This is a genomic window from Leptospira bandrabouensis (assembly GCF_004770905.1).
Taxonomy (GTDB): domain Bacteria; phylum Spirochaetota; class Leptospiria; order Leptospirales; family Leptospiraceae; genus Leptospira_A; species Leptospira_A bandrabouensis.
Map to the genome: position 1 here is coordinate 153,995 of NZ_RQHT01000012.1, position 23,659 is coordinate 177,653.

The window sequence follows — 23,659 nt, forward strand, 5'->3', positions numbered from 1 at the left end:
TCCCTCACTAGATACTAGGCTTTTGAATCAGTGTGTGTAAGTCAATGTCCATTTGACAGAACCATTTTTCGAACAGGTTTCTTTTGAATTTCAATTTAGACTTGTTTCAGGAAAGAATCTAAGGTATGTCTAAAAGAATTGCTGTAATTTCTTGTCCCGTCGGGGGGCAACGAAAAGATTGGCTAAAGGTGGGAAATCCAAACAAATGAAAGAGGAAATACCAGTTCTCAAAGGCAAAACCAAAAAAGAACTAGAAGAGATCTGTGTTTCTTTGGGTTTGGAAAAATACCGTGCCGCACAAATTTATACAGGCATTTATAAGAGTCGTTATACGAATTTGGATCAGTTTACCACCTTATCCAAAGAAGTCCGTGAAAAACTAAAACAACATACTTCCTTTCCAGAAATTGAACTGGGTCGAGACCTTGCCTCCAAAGAAGATGGGACTCGGAAATTCACTTTTTATGTGGGTGAAAACAAAGAAATTGAAGCGGTTTGGATTCCTTCCGGTGATGGGGGACGTAAAACCATTTGTATCTCTTCCCAAATTGGTTGTACTCTCAATTGTAAATTCTGTGCCACAGGACTTTTGGAATACAAGGGCAATCTCCATACTTGGCAAATCCTCGATCAAGTTTTGCAAGTAGAACGCCTAGTTGGTGACCGTGCTACCAATATTGTTTTTATGGGAATGGGTGAACCCATGCACAATTATTTTTCCGTAATGAAGGCAGCCCATATCCTCAGAGACCAAGAAGGGTTTGGTCTAGGAGCCCTTCGGATTACCATTTCCACAGCCGGTGTCACCACAGGAATCAACCGATTTATCGAAAATAAAGAACCTTTCAATTTTGCCATTTCACTCAATCATCCAAATCCTAATTCACGTTCCTCGATTATGGATGTAAACGACAAACACCCGTTAGAGAAATTGATTGAATCAGCAAAACGATTCACTAAGGAACTTGATCGGGCCATTACTTTTGAATATGTAATGATCCCTGAAGTTAACATGGGTCGTGACAACGCAGAACGACTCGCAAAAATTTCTCGTTCAGTGAATAAATGCAAAATCAATGTCATCCCTCTCAATACTGATTTTACTGGATGGCGTAGGCCAACCGATGAGGAAGTCAAAGATTTTGTAATGCATCTCAAAGCTAAAACAACAGCTCCCATTCTCAACCGTAGAAGCCCAGGTCGGGACATCAATGGCGCATGTGGAATGTTAGCGTTAAAAGGAATTCGAAGTGAAACACGGTAATTGGATCTTAACTCTTGCGTTAACTCTGTTTCTAGTTAATTGCCAAGATATAGTGGAAAAAAAATGCCAAGCGGCTTGTGAAGTTTTTATTTCTTGTACAGAAGAGGAACTAAAACTTACCTTAGCACCTGATGTGAAACGCACAGGTAGGATCCAATGTATGGATGGATGCACCACACATAATAGTGATATTCTGCAATGTTATGACCAAGAACCCAATTCCTGCAAAGGATTTGGACAATGCCTGATCCAAATTGGTACCTTAGAATGAAAGAAACACTAAACCCCTCAGAAAGAATTTTTTATCGAATTTTATTACTTCTGGCATCCCTTCCTGTTTTGTTCACTCTTCCTTTGGATGTGATTGATATTGATAGTTCTCAGTATGCAAGTATCAGCCGTGAACTCGTGTTATCTGGGGATTTTTTTACTTTATTTGATAATGGTAGAAGGTATTTAGATAAACCCATTTTAACGTTTTGGACGATAGCTACTTCTTTTTCTCTTTTTGGAATCAGTAATATTGCCTTTAGAATTCCAGCTATTTTACTCAGTTTGCTTTCTGTTTTTTCCATTTATCGGATTACCATTTTAACTGGTGGAAAAGAAAGACAAGGATACTTGGCTTCTTTTGCGTATCTTTTGGCACCTGGTTTTTATGCAATGGTTGTGGATCCAAAAATTGATGTGTATCTCACTGCTTATTTGGTGTTTACTTATCACTTTTACTATTTAGGTAGAAAAAAGAATCCTAACTACTTCTACTTGATGTATCTCATGATGTCTATGGGATTTATCACCAAAGGTCCCATTTCTGTGGTCATTCCTGCTTTGTCCATTGGTGGGGATATCCTATTCCGAAGGGATTGGAAGTTACTTCTTTCCATGCGAGTGCCAACGGGAATTCTCGTTCTTGCATCCCTTCCTGCTTTTTGGTGTGTTCTATTATACAAAAGTTTTAATTCCTATGGACCTTCCTTCTTTTTGTGGATCCAATCCTTTGGTCGTTTCTACAAAGAAATGTATGATGTGAAGTTTGATCCCTTTTACTTCTATAAATCTTTTTCCTGGGCCTTCTTTAGTGGAGTGGTGCCCATGATCATCTACATTGCCTTTCGCACTTATAATTATATCAAATCCCTCGGATGGAAAGAAATCCTTCGGAAAATCCGTGCAAACGAATATAAAGACATCGACTTTGTGATTCCGTTTTGGGTATTCCTCTTTTTGTTTTTGATTTCTTTTTCCAGGTTTCCGCTTCCTCAATACACGTATTGGGTGCTTCCTGGGGCGGCTCTTTATTTTGGAAAGATAGCGGAAGAAAGTTTATTTCGTTCGAGTGTCGAAAGACTTCGTCCTTCCTTTCTTATCGCAGGTCTTGTTTATCTTGTGGGATACTTTCTCATTCCGGTTTTTGTCGCTGATGTGGGCATTGTTTATTATGTATTTGGAGCGATTGGAATTTTACTCATCATGTTACTGGCCCAACTCATTCCATTGGAAATGTTAGTTACACTCGTTGGTGCTACTTTGTTTTTTAGCTCCATTAGTTTGCAGTTTTATCCACTGCTTACAAGTTACCAACCGGCAAAAGAATTTGGTGCCAAAATCAAAGAACTGGAGCCAAACGAACCTGTGGTGTATACCTTTTGGTTGTCCAATTCCAAAAGGTCTTACGGGTTTTACGCCGAAAGAAATTTTCGCAATGTGTATGATAAGGACAAATTAGACAAACTCTGGTCGGAAAAACCGGAAAGACTCCTCATCCTACCATCGGAAAAACTAAGCCAGTTGAAAGAATTTGCAGGTTCGGAATACACCATTGAACCGGTTCTGGAGAGGGAATCCTTCAAAGTGGCCACACCTACGGTCGCTTTTTTGAAAAAAGAGACAAGAGGCCTTGTCACAAAGAAAATTTCTTTGGTTTGGCTAAAAAAAATTCAGGGGAAATCTTCTAAAAACTCGAAAGTATAACTAGGCTAAATTGTGTAAGTCTGGTTTTTAGGGCCCTTCGATGTCAAATCAGGGCCTTTTTTTTTGCCTTCTTTTCCTACCTAGAAGAAATCAATTGCGGACTCTTTCTAACTGAACATTGTTTTCTATCGAATCAAAAAAGAAGTTTTTCCTTTGAGAAATTTATTTCAATCCTGCTTGCCTTTCCTTCGGTATAATTTTACCATCGCACGTCACATACAGGATATATGAAGAGTTTAAAATACATTCTCGGCCTTTATACATTTCTTTCCATTTTAGTTTTATCAACGGTTGTATCCGCTCTCATTTTGTATTTGAATTGGGGACTTCTTCTCAAAGTCTACCGAGGTGAAATGGAAAACGCAGGCAAAAGTGCTGGTGCCGAACTTTCCAATTATTATAAATCACAAATTCGTATCGCTGGCATTCTTTCCAAACAAAAAGAAATCAAAGATTCCTTCCAATCGGGAAAATCTAAATTTGCCACAGATCTTCTTGTAGGTATTATGCGAGAGGCAAATGGCGAATATGAAAATATTTTCCTTTCTCCACCCATCCAAAACGCTAAGATTTTTGCCGCAGGAATTCCTCAGTCGGTTGGATACCAATTGGAAGAATCCAAAACCGGAGACCATGTGGTTGTGGCACTTAAAAAACAGTTTCTGATTGGCTCTGTGCAAGAGTCACCTATCACAGGTTTACCGGTGAGCCTTGTTTCTTTTCCCATCGAAGACAATGGAACCATCATTGGAATTCTTTGGATTGCTTTAAACTTAGAACAAGTTTCAAAACGAATGGGAGATGGGATCCATGTAGGTGCCAATGGATACATCACTGCCATAACTACCAAAGGTGTTGTATTTGCAGGTCCTGATAAATCTAAAATTCTAAAATTAGACCTAAGTAAAATTCCCGAAGGTCGCCCCATTTTAGAAGCCAAAGACGGAGCTTATTTCGAATATACGGAAAACGGAAAGGACTTTGCCTTTCTCATCAAACGATTGGAAGAATGGAATACTATTATCGGGGTGGTTCTTCCTAAATCTGATATGAATTCAGGATTCATCCAAGTGGCTTTATTTGCTGTACTGGTTGTGTTTTTGATTACAGCTCTTGTGGTGTTTGGAGTATTTCGGTTTCTAAAAAAACGACTATTGCCATTAGAAAACTCAGTTGTCATTTTAGATAAAATGGCCAAGGGAGATTTAACAGAGTCATTCCATTTCACTAATCAGGATGAGATTGGCAGAATGAATCTTGCTTTGGATGGGTTTGTGAAAAGCATCCGAAATTCCCTCGGAGAAATCCAAACGGTCGCAGAAGAGATCGCATCTTCTGCCGAAGGATTACGTGATTCCTCATCTAGTTTTTCCGATATGGCACAAGGTACTGCCGCTTCGGCCGAAGAAATTTCAGCTACCACAGAAGAAGTGGCTGCCAGTATGGAGACAACCGCAACATCTACTTCCAAACAACATAACAATATCATTGAATTTAATGAAAAGATTTTAGAGCTCTCCCAAGGTGCGATTCAAATTGAAAAAGATACAAAGGCAGCCCTAGCCAATACAGAAAACATTACCAAACAAGCCAAACTAGGAGGTGAGTCCCTAAACCAAATGAAGGATATGATTAATGTCATTTTGGAATCTTCTAAAGAAATGAAAGAAGTGATTGGGATCATCGACGAAATTTCGGACCAGACTAGTTTACTAGCGCTGAATGCCGCCATTGAAGCGGCGAGAGCCGGAGAGGCGGGTCGTGGGTTTGCCATTGTGGCCGAGGAGATTTCCAAACTTTCTGACAAAACGGCCCATTCCATCCAGGCCATCGAAGAAATGATTGGAAAAAATAGCAAAGAGTTGGAAGAGGGGGCCAAGGGAATTCGCTCTTCGGTGGAACTACTCAACCTTATCATCCGAGACATTGCCGAAGTGGAAAGTGTCATGAAACGACTTTCGGATGCGACAAAGGCACAATTGAACTATAACCGAGAAGTCGATGAACGTTCCAATGAGGTGGGAAGAGAGTCGGAATCAATACGCGGTGCCATTGAGGAACAAAAACGAGCCATTGAACAAATTTCTCAGTCTGTGATTGGAATCAATAATGAAACCATGCACATCGCCACAGGATCCGACCAGGTGGCATCCTCTTCGCAAAAATTATCTCTTGCCGCAGAAACCCTACGTACGATCACAAAGCGGTTTACGATTGCAAAAAACTAAGGAACAGGGCGCTAGATAGGACTTTCGTCAGTCTAAGCCACCCGGAGAAGGTTCTTTCCGAGAAATGACATAAAATAACAGATGTTTGTTGGTAGTGGTCGATTAATTGAGACTCGGTTTCAATAAGAAAAGTTCATGAAAAATTTCTTATTATGTCTCTTTTCATGTTTTTTCGCATCCAAAACCCTTACATACTTGCTTTTTTTCTGATTTTACCTTTCCTTGTCAGAAGACAGTGTAAACGGATTCAGGAAATCTGCGAATGAATATAAAAATACTCAAGATCTCTGTGCCTATCGTTGCAATTGCAGCACTAGCATATTTGATTTTTTCACCTAGCCGTTATGTGGGCTATTCACCCGACCAGCCCATTCCCTTCAACCATAAGATACATGCTGGCGATAACAAAATCGACTGTAAGTATTGCCATACTGGTGTTGAGAATTCGGCCCATGCCACAGTTCCCCCAAGTTCCACTTGTATGAACTGCCATGGAGCAGGTAACGTAGCGGGCAACCAAGAGCATGTTAAATGGCTAAAAGAACAATACGATAGCAATACGCCAGTATCCTGGATAAAGGTCCATGACCAACCAGACTTCGTATACTTTAACCATTCACGACACGTACAACGTGGTGTTGATTGTTCCACATGCCACGGTAACATGGCAGAGATGGTAAAGGTTAGACAGTCCAAGTCCCTCAATATGGGATTTTGTGTCGATTGCCATAGAGAGAACAATGCCCCTAACGATTGTTCTACGTGCCACAGATAATCGGGAGACAAGTAATAATTTATGATGAAAGACGATAGTTTCCAAAAAGAAAAAAAATCGCTTTGGCAGTCTTATGAACTTCGCGGAACTTCTCGCGAACGTGAATTGCAAAAGCAAGAGTTCTATAAATCTCCAGATCCCCTGATTGCAAAAATCAAAAAGGGTGATTTTGATAGAAAAACTTTCTTAAAGTTTATGGGTGCCTCGGTTGTGATGACAACTGTTGGTTGTATCCAAAAACCTGCTGAAAAAATTGTTCCTTATGTGAACCTCACCATTAAGAACCCAGATAATAACGAAGTAGAACAATATGACTTCGTAAAACATGGACATTCCTACCACTATGCTTCTGTTTGTGGTGGTTGTTCAGTTGGTTGTGGTATCTTAGTCAAAGCAAAAGACGGACGACCTTTGAAACTCGAAGGAAATCCAAACCATCCTATTTCGGAAGGTGCGCTTTGTGCTTCTGGACAAGCTTCTATTTTTGATCTTTATGATGCAGACCGTGCCAAAGAACCACAACAAGTGGTGAATGGAACTGCTAAGTCTAGCGACTGGTTTGTTTTAGACAAAGATGTAAAAGAGAAACTAAATGCTAACAAAGGTAAAACCATTGTTGTCACAAAACCTCTTACTTCTCCTGCCACTTCTGAATTTATTTCTGAATTCTTAAAGTCAGTAGGTGGTGGAAAACACATCGAAGTAGCATTTGCTTCTTCTGATGATGCGATCACCATTGCTCAAGAAAAATCTTACGGAAAGGCAGTTTTACCAAACTACCATTTTGACAAAGCAAAAGTCATCCTTTCCATCGACAGTGATTTTTTAAACAACACCAACTACCACAATGACTTTTCAAAAAGAAGAGACTTACAAAACAAAAATGTTAAGTCCTTCAATGCTTTCATTGCGGCAGAAACACATCCGTCTATGACGGGTTCCAACGCGGACCAAAGAGTGCCACTAAAACCAGGTGACCAAAGAAAGTTTGCTCTTGTGATTGCAAAAGCTCTTTCTGATTTGGGAGTGGGTGGAGCCACAGGAGTTTCCGGAATCAATGTAGAATCTACTGCAGCGGAACTAGGAATTTCTAAAGAAGTGGTTTTACGTACAGCGAAGGCTCTTGCTTCTGCGAAGGGAGAATCACTTGTTGTTGCTGGTGGTTCGAATGCTCTTACGGAAGACGCTGTTGATTTACAAATCGCAGTGAATATGCTCAACAGCATGCTCGGTAACGATGGAAAAACCATCGATGCGGGAAATCCTTTAAAAGAAGGCCGAACTAATTACGCAGAGAACTTAAAAACTCTCGCAAAAGACTTAAAAGAAAGAAAGGCCGGTGTGGTCATTCTTTTCGGTGTGAACCCAGTCTACCAAGCGCCAAACGGAGATGAGTGGAAAAAACTCCTTCATGAAGCAGCACAAGTAGTACAAGTTTCTGACCGAGTGGATGAAACTGCTCTTGCTTCGAACTGGCTTGCTCCAGTGTCACACTTCCTTGAGTCTTGGGGTGATAATGAATCGGTAGCAGGAATTGTATCCGTACAACAACCTACCATCCGACCGATCTTCCAATCCAAAGCGTTTGAAGACATGCTCATCACTTGGGCAGGTGGAAAGTTACTCGGTTCCGAGTCTCTCTACGAATACCTCAAAACAAAATACTCTAAAAAAACTAACTGGGAAGACTTACTCAGAAAAGGTGTGTTAGTTTCTGGAAATCCAAAAGCTGACAAATCTGGACGTTCGTTCCGCGGAACCATCGCTCCTCTAACACCTTCCAAGTCAGGTTTAACAGTTTCTCTTTACGAAAGCACCGCTCTCGGTTCTGGCGAAAGAGCAAACAACTCGCAACTCCAAGAACTTCCAGATCCAGTATCTAAAGTAACTTGGGACAATTATGTTGCGATTAGCCCACAATACTCTCGTTCGTCGGGAATTAAGTTAAATGATGTAGTCACAGTCACTGTTGGCGGTAAATCATTTGAACTTCCGGCTCTTGTCCAACCAGGCCTCCATCCAGAAGCAGTGGGAATTGCTCTTGGTTACGGAAGAACAAATGTGGGTGAGATTGGAAACGGAGTAGGGAAAAACGCAAACCTTCTTGCAACAGAAGTAAACGGATCTCTCGTTTATTCTGGACTTTCCATCACTCTTTCTCCTACAGGAAAGAAATACAAACTCGCTACCACACAAGACCATCATATGATGAGTCCTGGTGTGATGATGGGTGTGGAATGGAAAGAAAGACCTCTTATCATTTCCGCAAAACTCCAAGATTATGCAAAAAATCCTGGTGCAGGAATTCCTGAACCAGAGATTCCAAAAATCCTAATCGATGGAAAACTACAAAGAGCTCAAGGAGCGAACGCTCCTTCTGACCAACCAGGAAGCCAATTTTCATACCCAGGATACAAATGGGGAATGGCAGTGGATCTTACTTCTTGTTCTGGTTGCGGTGCTTGCGTAGTTGCATGTAATATTGAAAACAACGTGCCAATGGTAGGACGTGACGAAGTGAGAATGGGTCGTGAGATGCATTGGCTTCGTATTGACCGTTACTACATCGGTGATCCTGAAAAACCAGAATCACTCGAAATTGCGCACCAACCACTGATGTGCCAACATTGTGATAACGCTCCTTGTGAAACAGTTTGTCCAGTAGCTGCGACGGTTCACAGTTCGGAAGGAACCAACGATATGGTTTACAACCGTTGTGTGGGAACTCGTTACTGCTCCAACAACTGCCCTTACAAAGTGCGTCGTTTTAACTGGTTAGAACATTGGACAGAACACAACCTTCTCGGGGAAGCAACACCTACATTTAAGGCTCGCCCTCCAAGAAACTTAGGCCTTAACCCAGATGTTACCGTTCGTTCTCGTGGGGTTATGGAAAAATGTAACTTCTGTGCTTCTCGAGTAGCTGAGAAAAAAATCGCAGCGAAAAACGAAGGAAGAACATTACGAGATGGAGAAGTAAAAGCAGCATGTGAACAAACATGTTCTTCTAATTCGATTGTGTTCGGTAACGTAAATGATCCTGAATCAAAAGTAGCGAAGCTCTTGAAAGACCCTAGGTCTTACAAACTTCTGGAATACCTAAACATCGGACCTGCTGTCAGCTATATGACTCGCGTTCGAAACGACGTTTAACAGGGGAGAACACAAAGGGAATGTCATTAGCACAAGCAGTTCGAGATAAATTAGATATCCCCGACCTGGTAACAGGCGGGAAGTCGCTTAAAGATGTAACCGTTGATATCGCAAAACCAAACGAAGATTTCCCTACCAAACTTTGGTGGAATACCTTCCTTTTGGTTCTTACGATCACCCTGATCGACGTAGCCATCATCGGTTATTTGTTTTATGAAGGTCTTTACTTACTCGGGATCAATAACCCGGTAGGTTGGGGATTTTTCGTAGTCAACTTCGTATTTTGGATCGGTATCGGACACGCAGGAACATTGATTTCTGCGGTTCTATTTCTCTTCCGTCAAGGTTGGAGAACAGGGATTAACCGTGCTGCAGAAGCGATGACCATCTTTGCCGTACTTGTTGCGGCATCGAACCTCATCCTTCACGTAGGTCGTCCTTGGCTCGGATTTTGGTTGTTTCCTTATCCAAACGAAAGAGGTCCACTTTGGGTGAACTTCCGTTCCCCACTCATCTGGGATACGTTTGCGGTATCAACTTACCTTTCCATCTCTATGGTGTTCTGGTATTTAGGACTCATTCCTGACCTTGCGACCCTTCGGGACCGTGCCACAGAAACTTGGAGAAAGAACTTATACAACGTTCTTGCTTTTGGTTGGGTGGGTTCGGCAAGAGCTTGGTCTCATTTGGAAATCGTTTCCATGATTCTCGCAGCTCTTTCCACTCCACTCGTTCTTTCGGTTCACACCATTGTATCCTTCGACTTCGCTGTTTCCATCCTTCCAGGTTGGCACACGACCATCTTCCCTCCATACTTTGTTGCCGGTGCGATTTTCTCCGGATTTGCGATGGTGGTAACACTGATGGTCATTGCTCGTGAAGTATTCAATCTCAAAAACTACATCACGATGAAACACTTGGACAACATGAATAAAATCATGATGGTAACTGGTCTTATCGTAGGTCTTGCTTACGGAACAGAATTTTTTATCGCTTGGTATTCTGGAAATGAATACGAAGTGTTCGCATTCTGGAACAGAGCCTTCGGTCCTTATGGTTGGGCATACTTTATCATGATTTCTTGTAACGTATTGTCACCGCAGGTATTCTGGTTCCGCAAGCTTCGTTACAACATCCCTGTGATGTTTGTGGCTTCCCTTGTGGTAAACGTAGGTATGTGGTTCGAACGTTTTGTGATCATGATGACTCTCAACCGAGACTTTTTACCATCCAGCTGGGCCATGTATACACCGACACTTTTCGACTACGCAATGTTAATCGGAACTTTCGGTATCTTCTTTACTCTCTTCCTTCTCTGGTGCCGAATTATGCCAGTGATTGCAATTGCAGAAGTAAAAACAGTGATGCCACAGAAAGAAGGAGCACACCACTAGTATGTATCTTCCAAAATTAGAACAGTTTCACAAATACAAAGAAATGGATGAAGGAGTTCTCGGAATATTCGAGACTCCAGAAGCAATCATGCATGCGGCTGAAAAAGCCAAAGAAAAAGACTACAAAGGATTTGATTGTATCCTTCCTTATCCTGTTCACGGGATCGATGAAGCGATGGGAACTCCAAGATCAGGACTTCCTTGGATCACTTTCTTTGCAGGGATTTTTGGATGCACGATTGGGATTCTTTTTCAGTATCTCACTCATGCCTATGACTGGCCTCTCAATATCTCTGGAAAATCACTCAACGCATGGTTTGCTTATGTGCCAATCATCTTTGAATTAACAGTATTTTCTGCAGGGATTTACACTGTTGCGACACTATGTTTTTTAAGCGGTATTCCCAAAGCGACCCGACGAATCCTTCACCCGGATTTGACATCTCACAGATTCGGACTTTGGATTCCAAAATCTGCAAAAGGTTATAACGAATCAGAAGTTGTTTCTTTCGTAAAAGGCCTTGGTGGATCGGAAGTAACCGTGGTAAAACCGGAGAACCAAAAATGAAACAAAACATCTTTCGAGTTTTAGCACTTGCGGGACTCCTCGTTCTCGTGAATTGCGATTACAAAACTCCCGTTTATGAATACTTTCCTAGTATGTATGATTCTCCTGCGCGTGAGTCACAAGAAGCTGATTCTTTTGCCACCAATGGATCTGCTTCTCGGATTCCACCGAAAGGTGCAATCCCTGTAGGATATTTTCCATATCCTTATGCAGCAGAAGCAACTCCTGATACACTTCCAGGGGCAGACAAAGGATTAAAAAATCCAATCGCCAAAGCAAACTTAGGTGATTTAATGATTGGTGAAAAACGTTACCAAACCTACTGCACACCTTGCCACGGGGTAAGGGGTCTTGGGAATGGAACGGTCGTTGGACCTGCACCTAGGTTTCAACAATCACCTCCTTCTGTTGTTTCTGATAAAATCAAAGGTTGGTCTGATGGACAAATCTATCATATCATCACTATGGGTCGTGGACTTATGGGAAGTTATGCTTACCAAATCGAACCAGAAGACAGATGGAAGCTCATTGCTTACATCCGCAAACTTCAAGAATATGAAGTTCAAAATAAAAAGGCGAACTAGGGGAAATTATGAGCTCTACAAAAGCAGCGAAACTAGACGAAAAATTACTGCAGTTCCAACTGCCAGTTACTCTTCGTAATGCCCTCATTGCTATGATCGGAGTGGGAGTGGTGAGTTTTCTCATCGCTTTCCTCGGATTTGGTCATGAAACATCTCGTCATATGGACGAAGCTGGTCATTTCCATCATACAAATTTAGGTTACCATGTTTTACTCATTGGAACTTATTTTGTTGTGGGTCTTGCCATCACAGGTATCTTTTTTACAGCAATCCAACACCTAACTGGTTCTCATTGGTCTGTCACGGTTCGACGACTTTTTGAAACTTACGGGCTTTTCACACCAATTGCAGGGCTTTTACTTGTGGGTGTGATTTTTGGAATGCATGACCTTTATGAATGGGCAGATGCGACAGTTCGTGAAAACGACCACCTCATCCACCACAAATCAGGTTACCTAAACCCAACAGCTTTCATCATTCGATGTGTGCTTTTCATTGGGGTTTGGACTGTATTTGCATATATCTTTCATGGAAAGTCAGTAGGCCAGGACAAAGATAAGGTTGTGGATACAACTAAAACTTTGGCAAAGATCTCTGGGGGATTTATTCTCTTCTTTGCACTTTCTTGGTGTTTTATGGCATTTGACCTTCTCATGTCACTCACTCCGCATTGGTTCTCTACTATGTTTGGTGTGTATGCATTTGCAGGTGCTTTCCAAACTTCCCTTGCATCTTACTTAATTGTAATCGCAATTTTGAAGAAAAACGGATACCTCGGCGAAGCAGTGAATGAAAACCATTACCATGACATTGCAAAATTCCTCTTGGGTATGACTACTTTTTGGGCTTATGTGGGGTTCTCTCAATTTATGCTCATTTGGTATGCAAACATCCCAGAAGAAACATTCTTTTATGAAATGCGTATGACTGGTGGTTGGGGATATACAACTCTCGCACTTCCTTTTGTGAAGTTCGTGATTCCATTCCTTCTTCTTCTCAATCGTCCTAACAAAAGAGACATTGATTTCCTTTGGAAATTAGCAGCATGGATTCTAGTCACTCAGTTCTTTGAACTCTTCTGGTTGGTTTTCCCTGCAAATTTCGAAAAGTTTTCTATCTTACACTTTGTATTAGCATTCGGCGGAACAGTGGGTGTGGTAGGGATCTTCGGATTCTTTGTCTTCAAAAAGTTGGAAAAACACAGCTTAGTTCCGGTTGGGGATCCTCGTTTAGATGAGTGTCTCCACCACCACCAATAGGAGAACGGAATTGAAAAACAAAATTGTATTACTCATGATTGCGGGAGCAAGTTTCACAGCTTGTTCCAAAAATGCGGAAGTCACTTGGCATAAAAATTGTGATGCCAAAACAAACAAAGCAAGTTTGGATTTTACAGTTCCTTTATACTCGGAAGCTGATTCTAACTCGAAAGTGGTGGAATTTGTTCCTGCAGGAACAGTAGTGAAAGTATTTGATGCTCGTAACCATAACGTTTGGGCACCAAAGTATTTTGTAAAAGTGCAAACGGCAAAAAACGAAGGTTATATGAGTCCTCGTTGTTTTGTAGTAAGCCAAGATCCAGAAGTCAGTGTTTGGAGATATTCCAAAGGCCTAGTAAAAGAGTACAACCCATTTTACAGCCCAACAGACAAAGAACACTATCCTCGTGGATATGAGTATGGTAGCTTAAAAGATCTTCCGAAAGACAAGATCCCTCTTTCTGACCTGACAAAAGGTTTGGAAGAAGTTCCTTACACAAACAAAAACATGTTAAAACAAAACTAAAAATTTTACTAAGATTGGTTTGGTGGAAATGTTTCCACTAAACCAACTTTTTTAAAAAAGACCCAAGGGAAACCAAGGGTCTTTTTTTATGCATAGATCAAAACCAAAAGAGTTCTTTTACTTTTGGATTTCGTAAGATTAGTCCCACCCAAAGAAAAATTCCCACATAAACAGGAAATAAAGTGTGAGTCCAAAGGGGATTACCTACACGTAAGTGGATAGCAACTGCACCGCCTAAATATCCGGTGAGTAGGAGTGCTCCGAGCGTTGCCGTTTGTGGAATGGCATACATCACTGTGATGACAAGAAGAAGGATTCCTATGGTCGCTGCGCTCGAAGTGGGAAGACCAAGTTCCTCCATACTTTTTAGGACTGGTTCAATTTTTGCTAATTTTCCACCTGCATCAAAAAGTAAAAAAGCAATCACAAGTCCGCTGAGAATCCGTCCCACCCATAGGTAGGTTGGGGATTGGTTTATTTCGTTCATAAAATCACCTTCTAAAAAATCGGTCTGGTCAAAAAAACATATCAAGTGATATGTTGTCAATAGAATTTATATTCAATATAAATTGTAAGAGAAGGAATCTTGAGTATGCACTCCATGTTTGGATTTGAACCCAAATTAATGTTCTCTTCGGAAGCTGCTGCAGTTTTTGGAGCACGAGGAACCAAGTGAGAAATGGGAAAACAAGAGGAAACTCGCAAACTAATCATTGAATCTGCATTTGTTCTGATTTACCAAAATGGATTTCAGGGGGTCGGCGTTCGTGAAATTGCACAAAAAGCAAATCTAACCATTGGTGCTTTTTTTTATCATTTCCCGACCAAAAACCATGTGGGTTATGCCATCATCGATGATTTTTTATCCAAAGGAATTATGGATCGTTGGATTGTTCCATTGGAATCTTTTGAGAATCCTGTGGAAGGAATCATCCAAACATTTAAAAAAACATTTGAGGAATGGCCGGATGAATTTGTATCTCGCGGTTGTCCTCTCAATAACTTGGGCCAAGAAATGTCTGCAATTGATCCTGAATTCCAAAAGAAAGCAAAGGGTCTTTTGTCCCACTGGATTCAAAATACAAAAACTTACTTGGACATAGCAAAAAAGAAAAAGATATTAAAAGCAAAAACAGACACAATGAAACTTGCAGAGTTTATTGTCACTTTTCAGGAAGCAACCTTTGCTATGGGAAAAGTAATGAATGATCGAAGTGTTTATGATTCTTTGTATCTTTCTTTTCGAGATCATTTACTAAGCCAATGTCATTGACATTCGAAAAAAAAAAGCTTATACTCGCATCCATGGGTCAAAAACGCACCATTGCCACTTCCGCTTCCGAAGAACGATTAGAAAAACTATTAGAAGAACGTTTGAGCCCAGGTTCCAACCAAGAAATTATCGATAAACGAATTTGGGATCTCTTTGGAGAAACCTGGTGTGTGATGTTTACTGACCTTTCCGGTTTTTCTCGTGGGGTTGCCAAATTTGGAATCATTCATTTTTTACAAACCATTTATGAATCACAAAGAATTCTCATTCCTGTTCTCGATGAGTTTGATGGAATTCTGATGAAAGACGAAGGAGATAGTTTAATGGTTCTTTTTCGTAATACCAATAAGGCAATCCAATGTGCCATCCAAATGCAAAAGGCATGCAAACGTTATAATGAGGGCAGGGTGGCTGAAGAACAAATTTTACTTTGTGTAGGTCTTGGGTTTGGCAAAATTCTAAAAATTGGTGATACAGATGTTTTTGGAGCGGAAGTGAACGCAGCATCCAAGTTAGGTGAAGATACTGCCAAAGCTTGGGAGATTTTAGTCACAAATGCGGTGAAAGAAAATGCGGACGAAACCTCTGACTTTGATTTTGAACCTATTACTGAAATCCCACCAGGTTCTGATGGTGCCTTTCGATTGGTTTACACTTTAGAGGAACCAAAATGGGTAGTATTATAAATTAAAAGAGAAAACAAACAAAGGATTTTTTTAAATAAAATAAATAGTAATCCAAAGAATTTATTTTTTTAAAAAAAACTTTATTCCATAAATTCATAAATCGAACGAATTTCACCCTCAGATTCAATATAAGAATAGAGGTCTTGGAATTCTTTAGTTTGGCAGAGGGTTCCTGAGTCACCAATGAGAATTAAGTGAGATTTTGCACGGGTTAAAGCCACATTCAAACGTTTTGGATTTAATAAAAACCCAATCTCTCCGTCACTATTGGATCTTACCAAACTTAAGATCACAATCTCCGACTCTCTTCCTTGGAAGGAATCAATGGTTTGAGTAAACCATCTGCCTGACGATACGTTGATTAATTTTTCCACCTGTCCTCTGTAAGGTGATATGACAGTTGTTTGTTCTTTGGGAATTCCTAACCGAAACAAAGTTTCTATCAGTTGGATTTCCGTATGATTAAAAAAACTCGGTTCTTCTCCTTCAGTTTCTTCCTCTGAATCACTACCTGCCGTATCAATCCAAAGGATTGGTGGATTATTTCCAAATACATGCGAGATATCCAGATTGTTGTTCCATTTTGCATCGGGATGGGTTAAAATTTTACTTTCATAGTAGGTTTTGTTGGGAAACCCAAGAATTTCAGGTTTCATTCGGAATTGTTTTTCTAAAAAGATCACCCGCTCTCCCGAATCAAAAGCCACTGCCTTTTCCAAAAAACTATGTAAGGACCCATGGTCTGGGTGGGAGAAACTGGCTCCTAGTTGTTTTGGATCACCAAAGAAAAACGTTTTTTTTCCAACATATATACCAAGGTAACATCCAGGATCTAAACTTTGAGTGGCTTCGTCCACAAACACATAATCAAACTCTCGACCTTTTTTTAATTCATTCCCAAATCCAGAAAATGTAGATACGATGAGTTCAGCATTGTCTAGTAATTTCGTTCGGATGTTTGATTCTGCTTCTCTGATTGTGGAAAGTAAAAATTTTGCTTCTTTTTTGAGGGCCTTTCTTTCTTCCCTTTCCTCTTTGCCAAAATTTCGTTTCCAGGAGTTTGCTTTTTTTTGAATGGCTTTCAGTTCGGTTTGCCAGTTGTGGATTTGTTTTTGGTCAGGATGTTCTTGGATGAGGTGGTCGATATGATGGGGCAGGACTTCTTCTTTGATTTTGGTAGAGTTACCCAACCGGATCACACGAATTCCTTTTTTTAAAGCAAGTTCTACAATATAATCACATGCGAAGTTTGTAGGACAAAGTGTTAATACTGACTCATTTTTTGATTTGATGATTTCAACAGCTTGCATGAGTAAGGTGGTCTTTCCTGTTCCAGGTGGACCAAAAATCATTCCATAATCTGCGATTTGAAAAATTCGTTCGAGAGGAGTTGCCGTTAGTCCTTGTTTGGGAGGATTGGGTTTCTCACCGAGTCCAAATCCTAAAATCCATTTTAACTTTTTATGGGATAGGTCATCTTTATCTTCTAATACTTTGGATATGATTTCATTATATAAATCATATGTGGATTCTTGGAACCACTTTGAAATTTGAAACTCACTATCTTCCCACTCGTAATCCCCACGTATCTGGACTGTTAATTGGGTATCAGTTGTTTTGTAGATATTCCCAAAAATGGATTCGGAATTTCCTTTTAGAAGCACAGGAATTCCCGGTTTTAACCACTCCTTTGCTTTTGTTGATGGTGAAATTTTGAATTCCGCCCTCCAAGTATTTCCGACTACAAATTTTAGATCTTCCAGTTCTGCGGCTTGAATGGCTTTCGATTGTTCCCCTTTTTCTAAAAACAAAGAACGTTCAAATTCACGTTCTTTTACCAAAATTGATTTTACGTTTAGAATTTCTTCTTCTAGTGAACCAAACTCTTGTTTTATGGTTCTTCCCATTCAATGTTCTCCAAGGTTGTAAAAAAACCATTTCTAAGTAGTGGTGCAAAATCAATAAAGTCAGTAGCTTTTAAGTATAAAGAATCTTCAATGGAATAAGCTTGGATGAGATTGTTGGCAGCATCTTCTAATTTTCCTAATCGGCAATGGGCTCTTGCTAAAATGATGAGTGTCTCAGGATCTATTTCCTTACAAAATTGTATATGAGTTCTTATCGAAAGAAGTGCATTTTCAGGATCTTCTGCTTCCAAATAACACAAAGCAAGTAAATCATAATGAAGGAACTCTTCTGGTTCCACCATTTTCAAAGATTTTTTTAAAGAAGCAAGAGCCGAATTAAAATCACCACGTGAAAAATAAAGGGATCCAAGTTCGGCCCAAATGTCTTTTCTGTCAATCCCACGGCCGTTACTTAAGTGTTCTTGGGAAAGTGCCTTTTTTAAAACTTCAATCGCTTCTTCAGACCTCTCCATATCTTTTAAGAGAGAAGCAAGGAGGAGGTAGTTTTCTAAATAGGATGGAAACTGAAGGATACTCTTTTGAAGTAAAACTTTTGCTGATTTGAATTTCTTTAATTTGATTAGATAACGAGAATATACGGTGATACTTAAGGGATGAGAGGGATAGTTTTGTATGATATCTTGAAAAAGAGATTCCGTTTCTCTGGGATTACCCACCGCATACAAACACCAGGCTTTTTTAGCTTTGATTTTGATGAGTGCCGATTCGTTTTTTGTATGGGATTCACTCTCTGCATAAACATTAAAAGCACGAGTAAATTCCTTTTCCTCTTCCAGGAGTTTGGCTTCGCGGATTAGGGAAAAAAAAGAACTCATCTAAGGTTTTTTACTTCAGGAAATCTTGGATTGGTCGATGTGTAGAATAGGGAGTAAAGATTGTAAAAGGAGGTCCTTTATGGTTCCATCTACACCTATTAACTCGATCGTCAATTTGCCGAAGGAAATTTTCCAGGCACAAAACCAACTCACCGAAAAACTGATGAAGTTGGCCGTGGAAGAGAAAGTAGGCCCTGCGGCAAAAAGCGAAAGGTTACTCGACATTTATTGTTAATCAGTCTACCCGGGTTTCTGGATTGAAAACAGGTCGTTTTCTTTCCATGAACCCTCCAATGGCCGAACGGAAGTCCTTGGAATCGAGCATACTTGCATTCCAAACTGCGACATAGTCTAAACCTTCTTCAATGGTCTTTCCTATTCCATGATTTAATACTTGTTTGACTCCACGGATGACAATCGTCGGGTTTTCTGCGATTTCTTCCGCAGTGGTTAATCCGGCTTGCAGTAAAGTATCAAAGTCTTCGGTGACTTTTGTCACAAGTCCCATTTGTAAAGCTTCATCAGCACTGATGTCTTTTCCTGTTAGGGCAAGTTCTCTTGTATGTGCATTTCCAATCAGATGGGGGAGCCTTTGCAGTGAACCCATGTCAGCGACAATGGCAACTTTGGATTCACGTAATGAGAAACTTGCATCCTTTGTCGCATAACGAATGTCACAAGCAGATACCAAATCAAGTCCCCCGCCAATACAATGTTTTTGAACCAGGGCAATGGATGGTTTTTTAGAATTGTAAACCGCATTGATTCCTTTTTGCATCGTGAGAATAAGTTGGTAGAGTTTTTCCCTACCATCTGCAAGTTCTCCTTGCACCACAGGTTTGAATTCTTGGAAAAATTCTTCTAAATCAAGACCTGTGGAGAAAGATTTTCCTTTGGCTGCGATCACAAAACAATGAATTTGTGGGTCTGCATTGATTTGATCCACCATATCGGGAAGGTCTCGCCAGAAAGGCCAATTCATAGCATTTCTTTTTTCGGGACGATTTAACCAAAGAATGGCTACGTTTTTTCTTTTTTCTATTTCAAAAAATGGAGAAGGGTTCATGCTTTTTTTTCTTCCTTTAACCAAAGTTTTTTGGAAAACATCAGATACACACCAAAGAGGATAAGAGCAATGGAGATATATTGGGACTGTGAAAATCCATGCCAGTAATAACCTGTGAGGAAAGTAGGGTTTCCATTCGCATCCGGAATGTTCACAAGAGTTGGAGGATCAATAAAAGGAATCACCGCTTTGTTCACACGTAAAAACTCGATGATGAGTCTTGCAAATCCGTGGATGATAAGAAACTGAGCACCAATACTCCATTTACGAAAGTTTTGGTATCTGGCCCAAAATTGGAAATAGGCAAAATATCCAAATGCCATGATTGATTCCATCACAGGAGTGTTCCATACGGGAACACCAGAAGGATGGGCACCGTGGAAATCAAAAACAAAAAAAGGAATCCGAGCATCAGTGGCAAAACCATAACATCCGTCTCCACTGACAAAACAACCTAGTCTACCGATCGCATAACCCATGCTAATTGCAGGGATGACCGCATCGTAATAAGCACCGATGTCTAGTTTGTGGTGTCGGAAGTAGAGAGTGATGAAAAGCCATCCAAAAAGTAATCCTCCAAAGAATACAAGCCCACCGCCGCTAAAAAGAGAGGACCAAAGTCCAGGGTGTCCAGGAAATCCGTTCCAATGAGTGAGTGGGTAAGAATACTTTCCATCATATCCAGGAACATCAATAAACACTTGGTCCCAAATTTCGAAGATAAAGAAAATTTTGGCACCCACTAGGGTACCTAAAATCCCAAGAAAAATCAACCAATCCGAGTGGCTCGGATCCAATTTCTTTCGTTCTAGCTCCTTTGGCAGAAGGTAGGAACCAACAAGAAAGGCTAACATCATAAGGAGGCTGAAAGTTGACAAACCTTCCCAGCCAAAGGGATTCGGAATCGGAATTCGATCTAACATAGGGGAAAGGGTAAAATTTAGGCTTAAAGGGGAAAGGAGAATTTCGAACTCAGGAAACCTGGAAATTTGGTAAAAAATTAACTTGACCCTAGATAGTTCAATATTAAACTACCTAGTATTGATATAAGGAGAACCAAATGTTCGATATCCTATTTTCTACTTCCGGGGACATCATTCCCCTCATCCTACGCATCACAGCTTTTGTTGTGATTTTCCCGCATGGTGCCCAAAAACTACTAGGTTGGTTTGGTGGTTACGGTTTCAAAGGAACTTACGGATTCTTTACAGGACAAATGAAGTTTCCTGGAATCTTGGCAGTTCTTATCATCCTTGGTGAATCCTTTGGCCCTGTTTTACTTCTTGTGGGATTTTTAACTAAGTTTGCTGCCGCATCGATTGCCATCATTATGATTGGTGCTGCTGTACTTGCTCATAGACATAACGGATTTTTTATCAACTGGAATGGAAACCAAAAAGGGGAAGGGTATGAATTTCATATCTTAGCCACTGGACTTCTTATTGCACTTGTTGTGGGTGGAGCTGGTGTGTATTCTATTGATTTTAATTTAATCGGAAAATTTTAAATAAAGAATTTATATTCGAACTGGTTCGGCCTTTGTCCCTGAAATACAATCAAACAAGGGTTCGAACCAATCTTTAATCTAAGTTAATGTATTCTTCCGGATCAAGTGGAGCATCAAGCCCAATCCGCACTTCATAATGAACGTGAGCTCCTGTCGCTTTTCCTGTTTGGCCCACAAGGGCAATTTTATCTCCCCGTTTGACTCGGTCTCCTGGATTCACTAAAATGAGAGAACAGTGGCCATAAAGAGTAAAAAATCCGTTTTCATGGTTGATTCTTACCGATTTTCCGAGGCCTCCCACAGCCGTATCCACAGCGATGATTCCAGGGCCTGTAGCATAAATCGGTGTTCCTTCACCGGCGGCAAAGTCAATTCCCGAATGGTATTCTCCTACAGGTAAAATTCCAAAAGGATCACTGCGGTATCCAAAGGTAGAAGTCACAACACCGATACCGGGTCTAAGTGGTCGTCCCCTTGGCATCGAATAAAAAATACTTTCTCTCATCGAAAGATAATCAATGGCATTTTGAAAATTGGGAACTAGGTTTCCGAGTCTGACACCAAACTGAGTGTAGGTGGTAACCACTTGTTGAAATAACAAAAGATTGGAATCGAGTTCACTTGCATCTTTACGAAACTCTTCTTTTAAGAGATAGTCTTGGGTGATCATTTCTTTTTCTGGGATTTCTTCCCAAGCAAGTAAATTGAGTGATTCGGTAGTGGACTCGAGTTCCTCCACGGAGTCTCGCAAGTCCTGAGAAAGTAGGTCATAAAACAAAAAAGATACTAACTGGGTTTCTGTTTTTTTCTCCAAAGAGAGGTCCCGGTCAAAGAGAAAAGAAAAATAAAAAAGAAGTCCAAAGGAAAGAAGGACCAGAGATAGGGAAAGTCCGAATAAAAACCCAAGCATTCCCACGGAAATTTCAATCTGAGCCAAAGGTTTTTCATCATTGGGGATGAGGACAAAACTTACTTTTTCCCTGCTACGGGAAATCCACTTCTGGAGGCGTTTTCTCCATCGTAAGTTTGCAATTTGAAGCCTTTCATAGGCGGTTGTGACGTAAGTTTCTGCCAATGTTCGTTATTCAGCCAATTTTTTCCTTGCCCATGCCATTTTTCAGGGGAAAGTGGATGAATCCAATATGTTTAAATTTCTCACTTCTCTTTTCAGAAAGAAAGCCGACTCTGTCGATTCCTTTTTGATGTACCCCGAGGGAAAGAGATACTATCGAGAATCCCATTCCATACGCAGGGCCAATATCGATGAAGATGCCATCAAAATCATCAATCGATTGAACAAGTTTCGTTACAAGGCCTATTTAGTCGGTGGTGGGGTCAGAGATCTGCTTATGGGCAAACGTCCAAAAGACTTTGATATAGTCACAAGTGCGACTCCAAATCAAATCAAAAGGATCTTCAATAACTGCCGAATCATCGGTAAACGATTTAAAATTGTACATATCATTTTTAAAGGCAAAATTATTGAAGTCTCGACGTTCCGATCATTACCGGAACATCGTTTGGAAAAACACAAAGCAGACAACGATTATCTCATCAAACGGGACAATTCCTTCGGTACAGCAAAGGAAGACGCGGCAAGACGCGACTTTACCATTAACTCCTTGTTTTACGATCCTAAAAACGATTCCATTTTGGATTACGTTGGTGGTTTCGAAGACATACAAAAGAAAATCGTTAGGGTCATTGGTGATCCAGATATTTCCTTCAAAGAAGATCCTGTTCGTATGTTGCGAGCTGTGAAGTTTTCTGTTTTACTTGGACTTGATATCGAGAAAAAAACCAAACTGGCAATCAAAAAGAACCGTTTGGAACTCGAAAAATCTTCCACAGCAAGACTACTAGAAGAATACAATAAAATGTTTCGCACTTGGAAAACTTCAATTATCTTTGAAGGCCTTGCGGAAAACCATTTGCTCGATGTTCTTTTCAAAGAACCAACTGATAAACTAAAAAAAACAGACCCAGAATGGCGTGAACATTTTATGGAAACGCCGCTTGGAAAAAGATTAGCAGTCACAGACAAACTCCTCTCTGCAAGAGAAGAGATGACTCCTGCTATCTTTTACTCGTTAATTTTTTATGATATCGTAAAAGATCTTTATGAAAATGATCGAGGTCACCTAGCGCATAACATCAAAGAAAGTTTGCAGCCTGTTTTTGAACGGATGGGAATTCCCAAACGAGAACAAGACAATCTGGTTAAGATTTTTATCAGCCAACCTCGTTTCCAAGTCACTGACGATGAAAAAGAAAGACAAAACTCCTTTTTCAAAAAGAAAGATTACTTCTACGATGCGTTTATGGTTTATAAAATCGTAGCCATTTCGGAAGGAAACGAATCTGCAGTGCAAACTGCATTCTTCTGGGAAATTTCTTTACGACAAAGACCGAAACCGGATAGCCACCAGTTCGGACAACAAAACCGTAAAAAAGAGCAAAATAAAAAAAGACCTCCCCGAAAGAAACACAGGGACAGAAGAGGTGGTGGTTCACAGAACCAAAACCAGAACAATGGTACAGAGGAAAATCAGTTTGAGAAAAATGACCAACCTCGATCCAATGTAGATTCTTTGAATTCTGAATCAGAATCAGAAAATACTTAGTAAACAAAAAGGTAAGGACCCCAAATCCTTGCCTT

22 protein-coding genes are annotated in these 23,659 nt (G+C 40.4%); 16 read left to right on the plus strand and 6 right to left on the minus strand.

Annotated elements, in window-relative coordinates:
- Positions 1-205 precede the first annotated feature (205 nt).
- The 11 genes from rlmN (at position 206) to EHR07_RS04430 (ending at position 13,725) form a co-directional block, all read left to right on the plus strand.
- Positions 206-1,264, plus strand: a complete 1,059-nt coding sequence (rlmN, locus tag EHR07_RS04380) for a 23S rRNA (adenine(2503)-C(2))-methyltransferase RlmN (protein WP_135743956.1) — start codon at positions 206-208, stop codon at positions 1,262-1,264.
- Complete coding sequence (locus EHR07_RS04385) at positions 1,251-1,535, plus strand: Cys-rich protein (RefSeq protein ID WP_135570140.1); 285 nt, start codon at positions 1,251-1,253, stop codon at positions 1,533-1,535. The genes rlmN and EHR07_RS04385 overlap by 14 nt, the downstream gene beginning before the upstream one ends.
- Entirely contained in the window at positions 1,532-3,238 is a 1,707-nt protein-coding gene (locus EHR07_RS04390; RefSeq protein ID WP_135743957.1) for an ArnT family glycosyltransferase, read from the plus strand. The genes EHR07_RS04385 and EHR07_RS04390 overlap by 4 nt, the downstream gene beginning before the upstream one ends.
- Before the next feature lie 227 nt (positions 3,239-3,465).
- The gene (locus EHR07_RS04395) at positions 3,466-5,466 is read left to right on the plus strand and encodes a methyl-accepting chemotaxis protein (RefSeq protein WP_135743958.1); all 2,001 of its coding nucleotides are present in this window, start codon (positions 3,466-3,468) and stop codon (positions 5,464-5,466) included.
- A 262-nt stretch (positions 5,467-5,728) separates the two neighbouring features.
- Positions 5,729-6,241, plus strand: coding sequence for a cytochrome c3 family protein (locus tag EHR07_RS04400; RefSeq protein WP_135570135.1), 513 nt, complete (start codon positions 5,729-5,731; stop codon positions 6,239-6,241).
- A gap of 24 nt (positions 6,242-6,265) precedes the next feature.
- Positions 6,266-9,394 carry a TAT-variant-translocated molybdopterin oxidoreductase gene (locus EHR07_RS04405; RefSeq protein ID WP_208739714.1) on the plus strand — a complete coding sequence of 1,043 codons (3,129 nt, stop codon included), beginning with the start codon at positions 6,266-6,268 and terminating at the stop codon, positions 9,392-9,394.
- A 20-nt stretch (positions 9,395-9,414) separates the two neighbouring features.
- Positions 9,415-10,788, plus strand: a complete 1,374-nt coding sequence (gene nrfD / locus EHR07_RS04410) for an NrfD/PsrC family molybdoenzyme membrane anchor subunit (RefSeq protein ID WP_135743960.1) — start codon at positions 9,415-9,417, stop codon at positions 10,786-10,788.
- Position 10,789: 1 nt separating this feature from the next.
- The gene (locus EHR07_RS04415) at positions 10,790-11,356 is read left to right on the plus strand and encodes a DUF3341 domain-containing protein (protein ID WP_135743961.1); all 567 of its coding nucleotides are present in this window, start codon (positions 10,790-10,792) and stop codon (positions 11,354-11,356) included.
- Positions 11,353-11,940: a c-type cytochrome gene (locus tag EHR07_RS04420; RefSeq protein WP_135743962.1), complete on the plus strand. Its 588-nt coding sequence runs from the start codon at positions 11,353-11,355 to the stop codon at positions 11,938-11,940. The genes EHR07_RS04415 and EHR07_RS04420 overlap by 4 nt, the downstream gene beginning before the upstream one ends.
- An 8-nt stretch (positions 11,941-11,948) precedes the next feature.
- Positions 11,949-13,199 carry a hypothetical protein gene (locus EHR07_RS04425; RefSeq protein WP_135743963.1) on the plus strand — a complete coding sequence of 417 codons (1,251 nt, stop codon included), beginning with the start codon at positions 11,949-11,951 and terminating at the stop codon, positions 13,197-13,199.
- A 10-nt stretch (positions 13,200-13,209) separates the two neighbouring features.
- Positions 13,210-13,725, plus strand: coding sequence for an Lsa16 family lipoprotein adhesin (locus EHR07_RS04430; RefSeq protein ID WP_135743964.1), 516 nt, complete (start codon positions 13,210-13,212; stop codon positions 13,723-13,725).
- Between the two features lie 97 nt (positions 13,726-13,822).
- On the opposite strand, the gene EHR07_RS04435 is transcribed toward EHR07_RS04430, so the two are convergent.
- Positions 13,823-14,212, minus strand: a complete 390-nt coding sequence (locus tag EHR07_RS04435; RefSeq protein ID WP_135743965.1) for a DoxX family protein — start codon at positions 14,210-14,212, stop codon at positions 13,823-13,825.
- 192 nt (positions 14,213-14,404) lie between these two features.
- On the opposite strand from EHR07_RS04435, the gene EHR07_RS04440 reads away from it, so the two are divergent.
- Together EHR07_RS04440 and EHR07_RS04445 are read left to right on the plus strand one after the other, a co-directional pair.
- A complete protein-coding gene (locus tag EHR07_RS04440) occupies positions 14,405-14,998 on the plus strand; it encodes a TetR/AcrR family transcriptional regulator (RefSeq protein ID WP_135743966.1) in 594 nt (197 codons plus the stop codon).
- Positions 14,999-15,030: 32 nt separating this feature from the next.
- The gene (locus tag EHR07_RS04445) at positions 15,031-15,684 is read left to right on the plus strand and encodes an adenylate/guanylate cyclase domain-containing protein (protein WP_135743967.1); all 654 of its coding nucleotides are present in this window, start codon (positions 15,031-15,033) and stop codon (positions 15,682-15,684) included.
- A gap of 80 nt (positions 15,685-15,764) precedes the next feature.
- Here EHR07_RS04445 and EHR07_RS04450 read toward each other — a convergent pair whose 3' ends face one another.
- Both EHR07_RS04450 and EHR07_RS04455 read right to left on the minus strand, forming a co-directional pair.
- Positions 15,765-17,591 carry an AAA domain-containing protein gene (locus EHR07_RS04450; protein ID WP_135743968.1) on the minus strand — a complete coding sequence of 609 codons (1,827 nt, stop codon included), beginning with the start codon at positions 17,589-17,591 and terminating at the stop codon, positions 15,765-15,767.
- Positions 17,576-18,427 carry a tetratricopeptide repeat protein gene (locus tag EHR07_RS04455; protein ID WP_135743969.1) on the minus strand — a complete coding sequence of 284 codons (852 nt, stop codon included), beginning with the start codon at positions 18,425-18,427 and terminating at the stop codon, positions 17,576-17,578. Before EHR07_RS04455 ends, EHR07_RS04450 begins: the two co-directional genes overlap by 16 nt.
- A 79-nt stretch (positions 18,428-18,506) precedes the next feature.
- Between EHR07_RS04455 and EHR07_RS19060 the strand changes: the two genes are divergently transcribed.
- Positions 18,507-18,662: a hypothetical protein gene (locus EHR07_RS19060; protein ID WP_167483349.1), complete on the plus strand. Its 156-nt coding sequence runs from the start codon at positions 18,507-18,509 to the stop codon at positions 18,660-18,662.
- On the opposite strand, the gene EHR07_RS04460 is transcribed toward EHR07_RS19060, so the two are convergent.
- Both EHR07_RS04460 and EHR07_RS04465 read right to left on the minus strand, forming a co-directional pair.
- The gene (locus tag EHR07_RS04460; RefSeq protein WP_135743970.1) at positions 18,663-19,493 is read right to left on the minus strand and encodes a crotonase/enoyl-CoA hydratase family protein; all 831 of its coding nucleotides are present in this window, start codon (positions 19,491-19,493) and stop codon (positions 18,663-18,665) included.
- Entirely contained in the window at positions 19,490-20,416 is a 927-nt protein-coding gene (locus EHR07_RS04465) for a prolipoprotein diacylglyceryl transferase (RefSeq protein ID WP_135743971.1), read from the minus strand. The genes EHR07_RS04460 and EHR07_RS04465 overlap by 4 nt, the downstream gene beginning before the upstream one ends.
- A gap of 137 nt (positions 20,417-20,553) precedes the next feature.
- On the opposite strand from EHR07_RS04465, the gene EHR07_RS04470 reads away from it, so the two are divergent.
- Positions 20,554-21,000 (plus strand): DoxX family protein, encoded by a 447-nt coding sequence (locus tag EHR07_RS04470; protein WP_135743972.1) that lies wholly within the window; start codon positions 20,554-20,556, stop codon positions 20,998-21,000.
- Positions 21,001-21,073: 73 nt separating this feature from the next.
- Here EHR07_RS04470 and EHR07_RS04475 read toward each other — a convergent pair whose 3' ends face one another.
- Positions 21,074-22,075: a M23 family metallopeptidase gene (locus tag EHR07_RS04475; protein ID WP_135743973.1), complete on the minus strand. Its 1,002-nt coding sequence runs from the start codon at positions 22,073-22,075 to the stop codon at positions 21,074-21,076.
- 67 nt (positions 22,076-22,142) lie between these two features.
- Here EHR07_RS04475 and pcnB point away from each other — a divergent pair, with 67 nt between their 5' ends.
- Entirely contained in the window at positions 22,143-23,624 is a 1,482-nt protein-coding gene (pcnB, locus tag EHR07_RS04480; protein ID WP_135743974.1) for a polynucleotide adenylyltransferase PcnB, read from the plus strand.
- The last annotated feature ends 35 nt before the right edge of the window (positions 23,625-23,659 follow it).